This is a genomic window from Flavobacterium sp. IB48, assembly GCF_016405855.1.
Taxonomy (GTDB): Bacteria; Bacteroidota; Bacteroidia; order Flavobacteriales; family Flavobacteriaceae; genus Flavobacterium; species Flavobacterium ginsengisoli.
Map to the genome: position 1 here is coordinate 96,704 of NZ_JAEFCA010000002.1, position 15,845 is coordinate 112,548.

At 31.2% G+C, this 15,845-nt stretch carries 15 protein-coding genes and 2 tRNA genes; 6 read left to right on the plus strand and 11 right to left on the minus strand.

The features are described from left to right. Window positions 1-516 carry a DinB family protein gene (locus tag JC605_RS07545; protein ID WP_198855616.1) on the plus strand — a complete coding sequence of 172 codons (516 nt, stop codon included), beginning with the start codon at window positions 1-3 and terminating at the stop codon, window positions 514-516. A gap of 134 nt (window positions 517-650) precedes the next feature. Here the strand turns inward: JC605_RS07545 and recQ are convergent, their stop codons facing one another. From recQ to aroB, 5 genes are all read right to left on the minus strand, one after another. Beyond that, the gene (gene recQ / locus JC605_RS07550) at window positions 651-2,765 is read right to left on the minus strand and encodes a DNA helicase RecQ (protein WP_198855617.1); all 2,115 of its coding nucleotides are present in this window, start codon (window positions 2,763-2,765) and stop codon (window positions 651-653) included. A 139-nt stretch (window positions 2,766-2,904) separates the two neighbouring features. Next, on the minus strand, window positions 2,905-3,321 hold the full coding sequence (locus JC605_RS07555) for a DNA primase (protein WP_198855618.1): 417 nt from the start codon (window positions 3,319-3,321) through the stop codon (window positions 2,905-2,907). Between the two features lie 8 nt (window positions 3,322-3,329). Then, on the minus strand, window positions 3,330-4,298 hold the full coding sequence (locus JC605_RS07560; protein WP_198855619.1) for a deoxyhypusine synthase family protein: 969 nt from the start codon (window positions 4,296-4,298) through the stop codon (window positions 3,330-3,332). 97 nt (window positions 4,299-4,395) lie between these two features. Continuing rightward, window positions 4,396-5,799 carry an arginine decarboxylase gene (locus JC605_RS07565; protein WP_198855620.1) on the minus strand — a complete coding sequence of 468 codons (1,404 nt, stop codon included), beginning with the start codon at window positions 5,797-5,799 and terminating at the stop codon, window positions 4,396-4,398. A gap of 304 nt (window positions 5,800-6,103) precedes the next feature. After that, entirely contained in the window at window positions 6,104-7,171 is a 1,068-nt protein-coding gene (gene aroB, locus JC605_RS07570; RefSeq protein ID WP_198855621.1) for a 3-dehydroquinate synthase, read from the minus strand. Window positions 7,172-7,420: 249 nt separating this feature from the next. On the opposite strand from aroB, the gene JC605_RS07575 reads away from it, so the two are divergent. Next, the gene (locus tag JC605_RS07575) at window positions 7,421-8,590 is read left to right on the plus strand and encodes a proline dehydrogenase family protein (RefSeq protein ID WP_198855622.1); all 1,170 of its coding nucleotides are present in this window, start codon (window positions 7,421-7,423) and stop codon (window positions 8,588-8,590) included. A gap of 101 nt (window positions 8,591-8,691) precedes the next feature. On the opposite strand, the gene JC605_RS07580 is transcribed toward JC605_RS07575, so the two are convergent. Then, on the minus strand, window positions 8,692-10,482 hold the full coding sequence (locus JC605_RS07580; protein WP_198855623.1) for an ABC transporter ATP-binding protein: 1,791 nt from the start codon (window positions 10,480-10,482) through the stop codon (window positions 8,692-8,694). A 263-nt stretch (window positions 10,483-10,745) separates the two neighbouring features. Between JC605_RS07580 and JC605_RS07585 the strand changes: the two genes are divergently transcribed. The 3 genes from JC605_RS07585 (at window position 10,746) to JC605_RS07595 (ending at window position 11,769) form a co-directional block, all read left to right on the plus strand. After that, window positions 10,746-10,820: transfer RNA gene (locus tag JC605_RS07585), tRNA-Val, on the plus strand. 77 nt (window positions 10,821-10,897) lie between these two features. Further along, a tRNA-Tyr gene (locus tag JC605_RS07590) sits at window positions 10,898-10,978 on the plus strand. Window positions 10,979-11,208: 230 nt separating this feature from the next. Continuing rightward, window positions 11,209-11,769, plus strand: coding sequence for a hypothetical protein (locus tag JC605_RS07595; RefSeq protein WP_198855624.1), 561 nt, complete (start codon window positions 11,209-11,211; stop codon window positions 11,767-11,769). Window positions 11,770-11,800: 31 nt separating this feature from the next. Here the strand turns inward: JC605_RS07595 and JC605_RS07600 are convergent, their stop codons facing one another. From JC605_RS07600 to JC605_RS07620, 5 genes are all read right to left on the minus strand, one after another. Next, the gene (locus JC605_RS07600) at window positions 11,801-12,598 is read right to left on the minus strand and encodes a hypothetical protein (protein WP_198855625.1); all 798 of its coding nucleotides are present in this window, start codon (window positions 12,596-12,598) and stop codon (window positions 11,801-11,803) included. Window positions 12,599-12,638: 40 nt separating this feature from the next. Continuing rightward, window positions 12,639-13,568 carry a DUF2268 domain-containing putative Zn-dependent protease gene (locus JC605_RS07605; protein WP_198855626.1) on the minus strand — a complete coding sequence of 310 codons (930 nt, stop codon included), beginning with the start codon at window positions 13,566-13,568 and terminating at the stop codon, window positions 12,639-12,641. Then, on the minus strand, window positions 13,558-14,070 hold the full coding sequence (locus tag JC605_RS07610; protein WP_198855627.1) for a hypothetical protein: 513 nt from the start codon (window positions 14,068-14,070) through the stop codon (window positions 13,558-13,560). The genes JC605_RS07605 and JC605_RS07610 overlap by 11 nt, the downstream gene beginning before the upstream one ends. Before the next feature lie 60 nt (window positions 14,071-14,130). Next, window positions 14,131-14,454 (minus strand): hypothetical protein, encoded by a 324-nt coding sequence (locus JC605_RS07615; protein WP_198855628.1) that lies wholly within the window; start codon window positions 14,452-14,454, stop codon window positions 14,131-14,133. Window positions 14,455-14,557: 103 nt separating this feature from the next. Beyond that, window positions 14,558-15,106 carry a hypothetical protein gene (locus tag JC605_RS07620; protein WP_198855629.1) on the minus strand — a complete coding sequence of 183 codons (549 nt, stop codon included), beginning with the start codon at window positions 15,104-15,106 and terminating at the stop codon, window positions 14,558-14,560. Between the two features lie 138 nt (window positions 15,107-15,244). Between JC605_RS07620 and JC605_RS07625 the strand changes: the two genes are divergently transcribed. Then, entirely contained in the window at window positions 15,245-15,826 is a 582-nt protein-coding gene (locus JC605_RS07625; protein ID WP_198855630.1) for an HD domain-containing protein, read from the plus strand. Window positions 15,827-15,845 lie beyond the last annotated feature (19 nt).

The window sequence follows — 15,845 nt, forward strand, 5'->3', positions numbered from 1 at the left end:
ATGAAAGCAGCAGAATTATTAGATAACGAATATTCAGGTCATTTTGGAACCTACGTCAAAGCGGCTGGAGAAGGAATTTTGATTGAAGAATTAGAAATTTCGCTTCACGAGTTTATCCGATTTGTGCAAAATATTCCGATGGATAAATTTGATTATCGTTACGCAGAAGGAAAGTGGACAATCAAAGATATTATCCAACATGTTATTGATACAGAAAGGATTTTTGCTTATCGTGCTTTGCGTTTTTCAAGAAACGATAAAACGCCTTTACCAAGTTTTGAAGAAAGCGATTATGCAGACAATACAGATTCAAACAAGAGAAGCATTCAAGATTTGCTTACTGAATTTTCAGCTGTAAGACATTCAACTTTATTGTTTTACAAAAGTTTGTCAGAAGAACAGTTGAAGAGAATTGGTACAGCGTCTAATAATCCAATTTCTGTTCGTGCTTTAGGTTTTGTAATGATTGGACATCAGAAACATCATCAAAAAGTATTTGAGGAAAGATATTTGTAAAAATTGAATATAAAAAAAGCTGTACTATTGAAGTACAGCTTTTTGCTTTTAGAAATAGAGCTTCGACTCCGCTCAGCCTGACACGCCAATAAACACTATTCATTGTCAGGCTGAGCGGAGTCGAAGCCTTTCTTTTATATCTTTTGATTCTTTCTCTCCAAAAAAGCCAAGCCGAATCGAATCTTATCATAAGACATCTTTTCTTCAAAATATTCGTAGTAAGGCCTTAAAGCGTTCGGATTTTCTAATTCAATTTTTGCTTTTTCAATTTTCAGAATTTCATCTTCAGATACAAATTGACTTAAATCGATATCATTTCCATCAATGTATAATTTAGCCAAATGAGAAATAATAGTAGTTTCTCCTAAATTTCGTTGTCCTGCGATCTCTTCAACAGAAAGCCCACCTTGAAATAATTCTAATGTTTTTTTATAAGTGTTATCTTTTTTTTCTTTTTTAACAACCGATTTGTTTCGCTGAAATTCAATTATTGCCTTTATGAAATCATCTCCATATTTTTCGAGTTTCACTTTACCAACACCTTCAACAGCAAGGAATTCTTCATCTGTTACAGGTTTTAGAATTTCCATTTGCCTTAAGGCAGCATCACTAAAAATAACATAAGCAGGTACTTCTTCTTCTTTGGCAATTTCGTAGCGCAATTTTCTAAGTGTTTCAAAAAGCGAGTTTTTCTCAGTCTTGACTTTCGTTTCTTTTATTTGATTCTTGTCAATTACCTTTTTCACAACAGTTGTCAGTTTTACTTGTTCACCTTCAAACAAAACTTTTTTTGCAAAAGAAGTAAGCAGAATTTTATTATGTTGATGAAAGGCAATTTCGCAATATCCTAAATTGATGAGCTGAATAAGATATTGATTCCAATCGTACCAAGAAACGTCGTGGCCAATTCCGTACGTTTTCAGCTCTTGATAATTTTTTTCGTAAATATACGCGTTTCTCGAGCCTCTCAAGAAATCGACAATAACAGCAAGTGGTTCAGATTCTTTTAAACGCACAATAGCAGACAAGGCCTTTTGCGCGAGAATCGTCCCGTCAAAAAAAGTTGGCGGATTTTTGCAAATATCGCAGTTTCCACAATTCTCCGTAACCAATTCACCAAAATAAGACAAAAGAATTTTTCTGCGACAGCTTACAGCATCTGCATATTGCTTCATACGATCTAACTTTGCAAGCTGAATATCGGAGTTCAATCCTTCGGAAGCAAATTTCTGCAATTGGATTACATCTGCGTAACTTTCAAATAAAACGGTTTCGGCTGGAAGACCGTCACGTCCAGCACGCCCGATTTCCTGATAATAACCTTCAATGTTTTTTGGTAAGTTATAATGAATCACCCAACGAACATTCGATTTGTCAATTCCCATTCCAAAAGCAATTGTAGCGCAAACTACTTGACAGTCATCATTTATAAATTGATCTTGAGTTTTAGCACGCGTTTCATTATCTAAACCAGCATGATAGGCTTTTGCTTCGATGCCATTCTTCTTTAATTTTTCAGCAAGTTCTTCTGTCGTTTTACGACTTAAGCAATAAATTATTCCAGACTCATTGGGTTTATTTTCAATAAAATCAATTATTTGTTTAACGCGATCCAAAGCTGGACGAACTTCTAAACTTAAATTTTTACGATCAAAAGACGCAATAAATGTCTTTGGATTCTTAAGATTTAATTGTTTAGATATATCTGTTCGCGTTGCTTTGTCAGCCGTGGCAGTCAAAGCTAAGATTGGAGTAGAAGGGAAGCGGCTTTTTAAATATCCTAAATTAGTATAAGCTGGTCTAAAATCATGTCCCCAAGACGAAATACAATGCGCTTCATCAATTGCTATTAAACTAATATTCAACTCATTGAAAGCCATATCTAAGTAAGAAAGACTTTCGGGAGCGATATAAACTAATTTAAAATGATTTGATTTTAAGTTGTCTATATAATATTGCTGTTCTTGTGATGATTGAGAACTATTAATGTAACAAGCTGATATTCCGTTGGTTTTCAAACTATCAACCTGATCTTTCATTAATGCAATCAAAGGCGATATTACAACTGTAATTCCTGGCAAAATTAGAGCCGGGAGCTGAAAACATATTGATTTTCCTCCTCCAGTTGGCATAATAGCCAAGGTATCTTGACCAGATAATATGGTATTGATTATAGTTTCTTGATTTGGTCTAAATTTTTCGAAACCAAAATTTTCTTTTAATGTGGTATGTAGAATTTCTGAAGTCATAGGCATATATTTTTATTCAAGATTTAAATGTAAAAATAATCCTATAAAAATAAAAATTTAAATTAGTTTTGTTATTGTGCGTATCATAAAAAAAGGAACCCCAAATAGAGTTCCTTTTATTTATTAAAAAGAAAATGAATTAATCTTCATCATCTTCGTCTTCTTCATCATAATCAGTGTCTGCTTTATCGTCATCATCGTCATCGTCGTCACCACCGTCAGTATCTGGTTTGTCATGATTATCGTCGTCGTCGTCATCGTCGTCGTTACTAATATCATCATCAAGATCCAAACCTTTAACTGGTGCAATTGCATCTACATCAACATCTAAATCGTCATCTTCATCGTAGTTTTCAATTCTGTCAGCAAGTTTAGTACTAATTTTTACTAAGTAAATAGTGTCTTCAGTACGAACTTCAACAGCTTCGACCAATTCGTTTTTAGCATTTCTAAAACGGATTACATCCGAATCATCATAACCATCAGGAAATTTTTCAACCAAAAGGTTTAAAATTTCGTTGGTAAGTTTAGCGTAGTCTACTATAACTCTTTTCATAAATTATCTTATAAATCTAATAAGTATGCAAAAATTAACGGAGCAACAATTGTAGCATCCGATTCAATAATAAATTTAGGGGTTTTGATGTCTAATTTACCCCAAGTGATTTTTTCATTTGGAACTGCCCCAGAGTAAGAACCATAACTAGTTGTTGAATCTGAGATTTGGCAGAAATAACTCCAAAATGGAACATCGTGCATTTCCATATCTTGATATAGCATTGGAACAACACAGATAGGGAAGTCACCCGCGATACCACCACCGATTTGGAAAAATCCAATTCCGTTTGAACTGTTTTTAGAATACCAATCCGCAAGGAAAGTCATGTATTCAATTCCAGATTTCATGGTAGATGCTTTTAAATCTCCTTTAATTACGTATGAAGCAAAGATATTACCCATTGTACTATCTTCCCATCCTGGAACGATAATAGGTAAATTTTTCTCTGCAGCTGCATACATCCAGCTATCTTTTAGATCAATTTCGTAGTATTCTTCTAAAACGCCAGACAATAACATTTTATACATAAATTCGTGCGGGAAGTAACGCTCACCTTTGTCGTCAGCATCTTTCCAAATTTTGTAAATATGTTTTTGTAAACGACGGAAAGCTTCATGCTCAGGAATACACGTATCTGTAACACGGTTTAGTCCTCTTTCCAATAAAGCCCATTCGTCTTCTGGTGTTAAATCACGGTAGTTAGGAACTCTCTCGTAGTGAGAATGAGCTACTAAATTCATGATATCTTCTTCTAAGTTTGCTCCAGTACATGAAATAATATGCACTTTGTCTTGTCTGATTACTTCGGCAAAAATTTTACCAATTTCTGCTGTACTCATTGCGCCAGCCATACTTACCAGCATTTTAGCACCATCAGCTAATTGATGCTCGTATGCCTTTGCAGCATCTACTAATGAAGCAGAGTTAAAATGCAAATAGTGTTTTTCAATAAACTGACTGATTGGTCCTTTCATTTTTTTTGTTTTTTTTGAATTAAAAAGTTTAACCTTTTTGGATGTTAATGCAAATTAAGAATTTTAAACAAATTTCTTTCACTTAATCTACCGTTTTTTATAACTTTTTTTTGTAGCCTAAAATCTTTAAAACATCGTCTGAAGTCTGTTGTTCTGAGAAAACCTCGGTTGCCAGAATTCCATTTTCATCACGATCAATTAAGATATGTTTTGGCTGTGGAATCAGACAGTGGTGTAAACCGCCGTATCCTCCAATTGTTTCTTGATAAGCGCCAGTATTAAAGAATCCGATGTATAATGGTTTCTCTTTGCTGTACTTAGGCAGGTAAATTGCATTCATGTTTTGCTCAGAGTTGTAATAGTCGTCACTATCACAAGTCAGACCTCCCAACAGTACCCGCTCGTAAGTATCATTCCAGCGGTTAATAGCCAGCATGATAAAACGTTTATTTATAGCCCAAGTATCTGGTAAAGTGGTAATGAAAGATGAGTCGATCATATTCCATTTTTCTCTATCATTTTGTTGTTTTTGATACAAAATCTGATAGATTGCACCACCGCTTTCACCTACTGTAAATGATCCAAATTCCGTAAAAATATTTGGAACATCAACTTCAGCTTCATCACAAGCAATTTTAATTTGATTGATAATTTCATCAATCATATATTGATAATCATACTCAAAAGCGAGTGAGTTTTTGATAGGGAAACCACCGCCAATGTTTAGTCCGTCTAGTGTAGGACATTCTCTTTTAAGAGCAATGTAAACTTTAATACATTTTACAAGCTCATTCCAATAATATGATGTATCGTTTATTCCGGTATTGATAAAAAAGTGAAGCATTTTAAGCTCTAATTTATCATTCTCCTGAATTTGTTTTTTATAGAAAGAAACTATGTTTTTATAACCAATACCTAATCTAGAAGTATAAAACTCAAATTTAGGCTCTTCTTCAGCAGCAATACGGATTCCAATTTTGAATTTTCCTTTAATTTCTGCTTGAAGCAAATCTAACTCTTCGTAATTATCAATAATCGGAATAGTATTTTTATGTCCGTTATTAATTAATCTTGCGATGTTATTAATGTACTCATCTCTTTTAAAACCATTGCAAATTACATATGTACTTTTGTTGATTTTACCATTTTCTAATAAATTCTCAACAATATTTACATCAAAAGCAGATGATGTTTCGATATGAATGTTATTCTTGAAAGCTTCATTCATAATGTATTCAAAATGAGAGCTTTTTGTACAATAACAGTAATAGTATTTTGCGTCGTATTTATTCTTTTCCATCGACTTTCTGAACCAAGCTTTTGCTTTGTTGATGTTTTCAGAAATCTGAGGCAAATAAGTAAACTTTAATGGCGTACCATACTGTTCTACCAATTTCATTAAATCGATATTGTGAAACAATAGGTTGTCTTTGTTTAATTTAAATTCCTCTTGCGGAAAGTAATATGTTTGGTTTATTAGATCAGAATATTTTGTATTCATTTATTTATCAATATTTTAGAGATTGTAATTTTATTTAATTTTAGGTTTTTGGGGACTTAATCTTAAATTCAAACTCTAATATTGGCAAATATAATAGGCAGTTTTTCATGCTCCGCTTTTGTACATTGGAAAACATCAAAACAAAATGGGCTTTTACTATTATAAAAACGATTCAACATTCTTAATAAAGAAGTGTTGAGCCTGTTTCTGTAAGAGCTAAAGTGCCTTTGCTGATTGTTTGTTTTCATGGGGCAAATGTAAAAAATAATATATACCAAATGCAATGCTTTTGATTAAAAAAAGTTTAAGATTTATAATCGTCAAACGCTTCTAGAATCAATTTATTTTCAACGGATTGGTTAATTTTTATTTTTCCGATTCCTTCAATCAATGCAAATTGAATTAAACCGTATTCATTTTTTTTGTCGTGAATTAACAATTCTAAGATCGGATCGATGTCTTTTTCCTCAAAAATCACATCGTCATAGATATCTTTAATAACTGCTTTAATTTCTCTATATTCTTCTTCAGAGATTAATCCTTTTTGTAGCGAAATATAACTTTCTAAAATCATTCCAACAGCAATAGCTTCTCCGTGCAGTAAAGTTGTTTTTTCTTCACTTTCTAGAAAGTATCCTTCAATAGCGTGACCTAGCGTATGTCCGAAGTTTAGAGCTTTACGTATATTTTTCTCAGTTGGGTCTTGAATAACGATTTCATTCTTAATTTCTACAGAACGATAAATCAATTGGTCTAATTCATCAAAAACAATTGATTTTAAATCTGAAAATTGTCTCCAATATGGCGCATCGTATATTAAACCGTGCTTTAGCATTTCTGCCAAACCAGAACGCATTTCGCTTTGAGGTAAAGTTTCTAGATATTGCGTATCAATTAAAACCATTTGCGGCACATTGATAACTCCGATCTGATTTTTAAGATTTCCTAAGTCAACACCTGTTTTTCCTCCAACAGAAGCATCAACCATAGATAATAATGTAGTTGGGATATTAATAAAGTCTACGCCTCTTTTAAAAGTAGAAGCAACAAAACCGCCTAAGTCTGTAACAACACCGCCTCCTAAATTAATAATAAGCGATTTTCTATCAGCTCCAAGTTCTGTCAAGATATTCCAGATCTCAATACAGGTTTCTATATTTTTGTTTGCTTCTCCAGCTTCAAATTCTATGATTTCTATTGCTAAATCAGTTTCTAAAAGCGGAATAAATTTAGATAAGCAATATTCATTAGTCTGATCATCAACAATTATAAATATATTAGAATATTTACTTTCTCTTAAATGTTTATTTAAAGCTTCGTAAGCATTCTCATTAAAATGCACGAGATAATTATTGGCTTGAATAGATTGCATAGTTCTTTTAGTTAATTTAAAGCGCAAAAATAAGGCATTTTTACCTTAATAATATTCAAACTTTAAGGCTAATTTGTGTAAAATGCGGGTTTGCTTCTTTAAAATTAAGATAAAATTCTTTTAAGTAGTAAACATTTACTTCATAAATTTATGCTTTTGACATTCTTATTAACAATATACAAAAATTTGATGCCGTTTGATAAAGAATATTCAAAACACTCTCTATATTTGCATAAAAAATAAAACTTAATGGAAAAGATATTCGACAACACTCAAGTTGCGTTTTCACTAAAAAGCGACACAGAGCTTGATAGAGCTTATTTCCTTTTCAAAATGATTGACAGCGAACCTCTTGTAAGAATTGGTACAGCTGTAACTAATTTTGCAATTAAAGCTCATTTACCAGTAGAAGGATTAATTCGTGCAACTGTTTTTGACCATTTTTGTGGTGGTGTAAACGAAAATGACTGTCTTACTGTTGTAGACAAAATGTTTACAAAAGGAGTTTCTTCAGTTTTAGATTATTCTGTTGAAGGAAAAGAAGAAGAAGAGCAGTTTGATGCCGCTTTAGAAATGACTTTAAGAACAATCGATTTTGCTAAAGAACGTTTGGCAATTCCATTTGCAGTTTTTAAACCAACTGGTTTAGGCCGTTTCGAATTATATGAGAAATTAGGAGAAAAACAAACTCTTAACCCAGCAGAACAAGCAGAATGGGATAGAGTAGTAGCTCGTTTTGATAAAGTTTGCAGTGAAGCGCATAAAAAAGATGTAGCTTTATTAATTGACGGTGAGGAAAGCTGGATGCAGGATGCTGCTGATGATTTGGTTACCGACATGATGCGTAAATACAATAAAGAAAAAGCAATTGTATTTAACACTTTACAAATGTACCGTTGGGATCGTTTAGATTATTTGAAAAAAATTCACGAAGTTGCAAAAACTGAAGGTTTCTATATCGGAATGAAATTGGTTCGTGGCGCTTACATGGAAAAAGAAAACAAAAGAGCAGAAGAAAAAGGCTATGTTTCTCCAATTTGCGTTTCTAAAGAAGCTACAGATGTAAATTATGATAATGCTGTACAATATATGTTAGAGCATATTGACAAAATGGCCATTTTTGCAGGAACTCATAATGAATTAAGTTCATACAAATTAATGGAAATGATGGCAGAGAAAGGAATCGCTAAAAATGATTCTAGAATCTGGTTTGGACAATTATATGGAATGAGTGATAATATTAGTTACAACTTAGCAGAAAACGGCTATAACGACGCTAAATACTTACCATTTGGACCTGTAAAAGATGTTATGCCGTACTTGATTCGTCGTGCAGAAGAAAACACTTCGGTTGCCGGACAAACAAGTCGCGAATTATCTATGATTAAAGCAGAACGCAAGAGAAGAAAAGGAAAATAATTTTTAGTTTTCTGATTTCTGTCTCAGTTTAGAGATAAAAAAAACTCCAATCTTTTTTGATTGGAGTTTTTTTTATCAATTAAGCAGAGTCTAGATCCTGTTTATGAATTACTAAACTGTAAATTACTCAAGTTTTTATAAATACCGTTTTCTAAGTTTATTAATTCTTGGTGCGTTCCTTCTTCTGAAATTTTTCCGTTGTCAAGAACTAGAATTTTATCTGCATTTCTAATTGTCGAAAGACGGTGAGCAATGATAATACTTGTTCTTCCTTCCATTAACACTTCTAAAGCTTCTTGAACAAGTTTTTCGCTTTCGCTATCTAAAGAGGATGTAGCTTCATCTAAAATCAAAATGCTTGGATTTTTAAGCAATGCTCTCGCAATTGCAATACGCTGGCGCTGACCTCCAGAAAGTTTAACACCACGTTCTCCAACCAAAGTTTCAAATTTTTCAGGAAAACCATCCACAAAATTATAAGCGTTGGCTTGTTTTGCGGCTGTGATAATCTCTTCTTCTGTAGCATTCGGATTTCCGTAAGCAATATTTTCTCTAATTGTTCCTCCAAATAAAATTACGTCTTGAGGAACGATACTCATATTTCCGCGAAGATCTTCTAAATCATAATCATGAATGTTTTTACCATCAACTAATATTTGTCCAGAAGTGATGTCATAAAAACGCAATAAAAGAGAAGAAATAGTAGATTTTCCCGCACCACTTGGTCCTACGATTGCAATTTTTTGTCCGAATTCGGCAGTAAAATTAACATCTTTTAAAACCTGAACTTCTTTTCTTGAAGGATAACTAAAAGCAACATTATTGAAAAAAACGTTTCCTTTAATTTTTTCAACTGCCGAAAGTCTTGGTTTAGCATTAATTTCTTCAGGAGTTTCTTCTAATAATTCAAAAACACGTTCTGTTGCACCAACTGCTTTTTGGATCTGCGCATACATTTCTGCAATTCCGCCAAAAGAAGCTCCAATAAAAGTAGTATACAATACAAACGAAATTAAATCACCAACACCTTCAACTTCTCCTTTAATTGTTAGTGTAATTCCGTACCAAACAACAGCAACAACACATCCGAAAAGGCAAAGAATAATAAATGAAGCAAAGTAACCTCTGTATTGACCACCTTTAATGGCAATTTTTACAATTTCTCTAATCTTGTTTTTATAGCGTTGAATTTCGTACCATTCGTTAGCAAATGCTTTTACATTGCTAATTCCTTGTAATGTTTCTTCAACAATAACTTGACTTTCAGCAACTTTATCTTGCGTTTTTTTTCCGTATTTACGAATGAATCTTCCAAAGATTACAGCAGCAACAGCCACAACAGGCACAATTGCTAACATCATTAAAGTTAATTTTGGACTAATGCTTCCTAAAATTATAAAACCTCCAATAATTAGAATAAACTGACGTAAAAACTCTGCAATAGTCGTACTAAATGTATCTTGCAATTGCGAAATATCTGCGCTTATTCTACTATTAAGTTCTCCAACGCGTTTTTGCGAATAAAATGACATTGGTAATTTTATCAAATTCTCATATAAAGCAAAACGAATGTTTGAAAGCGAGTTTTCGGTAAAATTCACAAACAATGAAATTCTAAAAAAAGAGAAAATAGCCTGAAGTCCTAGAATTGCCATTAAACCAAGAGCTATTTCATTTGCTTTTGAAAGGTCTTTATTGGTAACACAATCTACTAACATTCCCATTAATTTAGGAAAGGCTAGGGCAGTGGCACTTGTTAAGAATAAGAATATCAAACCAAGGAAGAATTTCCATTTATGGTTTTTAGCATATTTAAAAATTCGGAGAGCTTTTTGAAGGGAGTTAGAGTTTAATTTAGCTTTAGGTAAATCATTTTCTTGAAATCTTGCCATTTGAATATACAATTAAGGTACGCAAAGGTATAACTATAGCAAATGATTACAAAAAGAATATCCTCATTTAGTCTCAAGGCATTCAATTTTTAACTAAATTTTAAAAAACATACATTTTTACTTATTTTTAATTCATTGATAAATAGAATTCTAAAAATTTTATTAGATCTTTTTTTTACTTTTTTCAAAAAAAGACTTGGAAATATAAAATCTAGCTGTATATTTGCACTCGCAATCACAAACGATAGCAACCTAGTAAAATAGGGCGATTAGCTCAGCTGGTTCAGAGCACCTCGTTTACACCGAGGGGGTCGGGGGTTCGAACCCCTCATCGCCCACAAAACTCCTTAACTAATTAAGGAGTTTTTTTTTGATTTTCTTGAATGTAATGATTTATGCTTTACACTCAAATTTTGGGGAGATACTCAAGCGGCCAACGAGGGCAGACTGTAAATCTGCTGTGTGAACTTCGCAGGTTCGAATCCTGCTCTCCCCACAAAAACAATAAAGCCTGTAAATCTTAGGATATACAGGCTTTTATTTTTTAATAAGTTTATTTTATAAGCATAGTTACATATTTAATTTCTTTATCTCTTGATTTACAATAGAAATTAAAATACTGATTTTTAAAACGAGCAAATTATAGAATAGTTCCTATATTTAAACGAAAAAAAACTTATTTAAGTTTTCAACTTCAATCTGAAATCTAAATCTTGAACACAAAAATTGGCAAAACAAAAATCTAACCTAAACTGGTATTTTATATTTACAGGAATTTTAATATTGTATTTAAGTTTATCCTATAATCTGACATCTAAAAAAACAGAGTTACAAGAAATTAGAGTAGAACTAAAAAATGATATCGCCAGTGCAAAGGGCAGAGGTACTTCTGATTATAAATTTTGGACAAAAACCTTTGAGAATCGATTTAATATCTTGAATGCAAGTGTATCTAAAGAAAAACAGGATGTTGTATCAAATTTAAAACAAGGCCAAAAGGTCGATTTATTAATTAAATCATCAGATTTTAAAAAACTTTCTGAAGGCAAAGAAGATGTAACTGTAATCGGGCTTAGTTTAAATGGAAATTCATTAATGACGCAAGATGAATTTTATCATAATCGAGAATTATACAAAATTCGACAAAGAACAACAGCGTTTTTTTTAGCCTTTATGTTATTTTTAAACGGTTTGGCAAAAATTCCTCAGAAAGTGAATTATATTATCATTGGAGTTTTTATTGCTGTGATAATTATTATGCGATTTTTTGAAATAGGTATTTATTAAAATTATAAATGTTTTAAAAATAGTATAGACTTTAATTACTGATTGCTTTTTTCCTTTTAAAAACAAAATCATATTGATTGATTGTAGTTTTAAACCTATCATTTTCAAATTCATATATTGGCTTTTTGTATATAAGTTCATTGGTCTGAAAATGAAAATGATAAAAAAAGCCATTTTTTATCTGAACATTCGTTTCAAGAACGGTTATCAAAAAAGTTTCTTTTGTGTTATAATCCATTACAGTTGTTAAACAGATAAATTTGTAAATTTCATCATTAAACGGCTCAATTTTCAGTTCTATTTTAGAACCAATTGGCATCCAATCTGTCATATTGTAATTGATTCTTAACTGACCAGTTTCTTTAAGCGAAATCCAATCTCCAAGCAATTCGCCTGCACTTACAATGCTAGGCTCATAAAGGGTTTCGAATTTTAATCCGTTTAAAATTGCATTAAAAATATCTGTTACATAAATCTTATTTTCAAGTTGCTCATAGATTATTCGTCCAATTTTCTTGCGATCTTGATTTAAGAACAATTTTGATTGTAATACTTGATTAAAATCATTAGACACTAAATTAAATCTGTTAGAATTAATTGACTCAAATATTTTTATGAATGAAGCTTTGTTCTCCTGATTCAGAACGATGTTTAAATTTAATTCGTTAAAACTGCCATATCTGAGCTTTTCGTTAAATTCAGATAATAGTGTATTATATTCTAAAGGCATTAATTCTTCAAATTCAGGATGGTTTAGCAATTCGAATAGAATGAAAAATACAAATTTTCGTTCGGTAAATGTCTGGTCAAATATTCTTAATATGTTCATTTTTAGATTTTATGAAAGTAAATAATACTTGTGAATTTCTTTATTTAAAAAATGAATCAAAACTTTCTTTTTTCGCTTTTTGATACTTTTTGATATCAGTATTTAAAAATCCACTTTCTTTTAAAAATTGTAATGGATCTTTTATATTCAATATATCATCTATTGCCTTTTGCTTGTCTTTTTGTTTATTAAAATAAGATTCAATTATTTTATATCCAATCCAATATCCTAAATCATTTGGTCTGTCATCTTTTTTTGAAGTTCCATACAACCAATCTTGATAATCAGTATTTTTTAATCTTGTTACAAATTCTTGGCACAATTTATCTTGATTTTGCGCTCCATATTTATACGAAAACTGATTAATTGATTCTCCAGAAATAAGTTCGCCAATAAAATCTGCACCACCTTCCATCAAACACCATTTTAAGAGCATGTCTTTACCTGTTATGTTTTGCTGATAATGAATTAGTTCGTGCGCAATTAAGCCCGAAATTCCATCTAGATTTTGAAGCTTTTCAATTCCAATAATAACTCCTTCAGGAGCAGAGGTTCCGCCTGAATTAAATCTTCCGTAAACAAAATAAATAGGAGGGAATTTTGCTTTTGGATACCAATATTTTAATGAGCTGTAAATAGCTTTCACTCGCTTTTCTTTAGAAGAAAGACCATCTAAAACATTTCTCGAAGACTCATAATCTACTTTTCTTTTTTTTACAACTGTAAAAAGAGAGTCGGCATTAATAATTCTGTTTTCAGTAAAAGCCTTAACTCCAGGAGAACCTTTTTGAATGTACTCCACAAATGGATTGTCTTTTGATTTGTCCATTTTGTCAAAAGCTATCCAGAAATTATCTGAATCTTTAGTTTCAAATACTGCATCTAAAGGATTGTCTGAGAAATTACTTTGTCCAAAAACTGGAACTTGAATGTAAATTATGGCGAATAGAATAATAAATTTAAGCTTCATGGGATTTCTTTAAAGGAGTTATCTGTATTTTTCTAAAATTAAACACATCAGAAAAATATTCTTTTTCTTTATCTTCTAGAATTAGCAAACCGTTACAATACGTTATTTCAAATCGGGCACTTTTTAAAAATAAATGTTTTAATCTATAATTATAATCGAGTTCTTTTTCAATCGCGCTAATGATGTTTACAGATTCTTCTTGCTCAATTTTAAACCATTCAGCGATTTCTATTGTTTTTTTGATACTAAAAGGCAGTTCTACATCATCATATTTCCTTTTAAATAAACTCAAGCAAAAATGATAAACCGTTTCCTCTGGCACCAAAAGCGTTTTTTTATCAAAATGCAGATTATACGTAATTCTAAAATTCGTTTCATCTTCGAGCTGAACGCTAATTTTATTTACTTCATTCACAAAAATGGTTGAATTCGAGAAAGTATCAGATTTGTGATTGAAACACTCTGATAAAATTTTTAAATTTTCGATAATTGGTTTATCCATTACGCAGGAAGATTGATTTTTCGGAGCACTTCTTACAGCAAATTTTGGTTTGCTTTGATCTTATTTGTTTTTATCAAAATCATTGGGCCACAATCCAAATTTAACCATATTACCACGATATTTTTCTAACTCTTTCTCTTTAACCAACTTTTCCCATTCTTCATTTTCCATAGATTTTTGATAAAAAGAGGATACTTTTTGTGATTTTGAATAATTATTAATCTCAATCCTTTTATTGATTCTAACTTTTTGGTCGGAAGTTAAATTAACAGCAATCTGTTTCCACAAATCGGATATTGGATTTTTTTCAACAAGTTGGGCCAATAATTCTATTTCCTGATCATTCAGGTTTTTTGGAAAATCGTCCGGACTAAAATCTTTCATTAGATATTTCGTTTAATTCTCTATTGTTCATCAAAATATTCATAACCAGAACTTCCTAAATATCTTTTTCTAACGTCGGGTAATTCAAATCTGGTTTTTAAATTTATAAAACGTTTCTTTGCGTGGTAAAAGACTTGTATTTTAAATTTTTATCCTTAAAAATTAACGCTTTTATAGAAGTATTCATTGTAAAATAAGTAATACTTATAAAATCTCCAGTTTCGATTTTCTGGTAGTCTCTTTCATAAATAGAAACGTTTCTGTATTTCTCTTCAATTGGAGAATAAATTGTTATTTCATGAGAAATCGTATCCGAATCATAACCTTCATGAGTTACAATCTCTTTTTTTAAAACTTTCACATTTCCCTCTATCTTTTTTTGAAAATACAAACCTCGTTTTCTTTCTAAAACCGTTATCAATGCTTGGATCGTAATATAGATCCAGAAACCAAAAACTACCAATATCATCAAAATTGCAAATCCTTTATCTTCATTGTGTTGCTTTTGTACAGCTAAATAAATTAGATAAATTGGCAGAACTATAGAAAAGAGAGTTAAAAGAACTAACAAAATATATCCTTTTTTCAATTTTCGTTTAAGAAATTTTATATCCTCAGTATTTAATTCTTTAATTTCTAGAATTTCTTGCATTGAATAACTTACTATTTATATACGCTAATATAAGCGAAATCCTCTTACTAATATTTTAATATTTATAAAATAAAGCTTCATGTACTATTGCAGATTATTATAAAAAGCAATAAATTACATTCAATCAAAATTAAAATTATGGAACAACAAAAAGACTGGTCAATAGATGAAATTCAGAATGTTTGGAAACTGGTTTCGAAACTTCATGACGGACAAAAATATGGTGGATTTAATGAAGGCGATAGAGTAGAATATCTTAATCATATTGGAAGTGTTGTTTTTGAAGTTCTAAATGCTCTTCGATTTACAGAAAACATGAATGCTGATCTAGCCATTAAATGTGCGATGCTTCATGATACGATAGAAGATACAGAAATAAAATACGAAAAAGTAATGGAACTGTTTGGAAATGATGTAGCTTCTGGAGTACTTGCTTTAACAAAAAACGATAAAATTGAAGATTCTTCTGAAAAAATGATGGACAGTTTAAGAAGAATCAAACAACAGCCTAAAGAAGTTTGGGCAGTAAAGATGGCTGACAGAATTTCAAATCTATACCAACCGCCTTTTTATTGGAATGATGACAAAAAAATATATTACATTACTGAAGCAGAAATCATTCATAATGAACTAAAAGAAGGAAACGAATATTTAGCAAACCGATTGAAACTAAAAATAAATGAATATCATCGGTTTTTGAGTTCGAATCAAGTAATATAATAAAAAAAACTCCTCAATT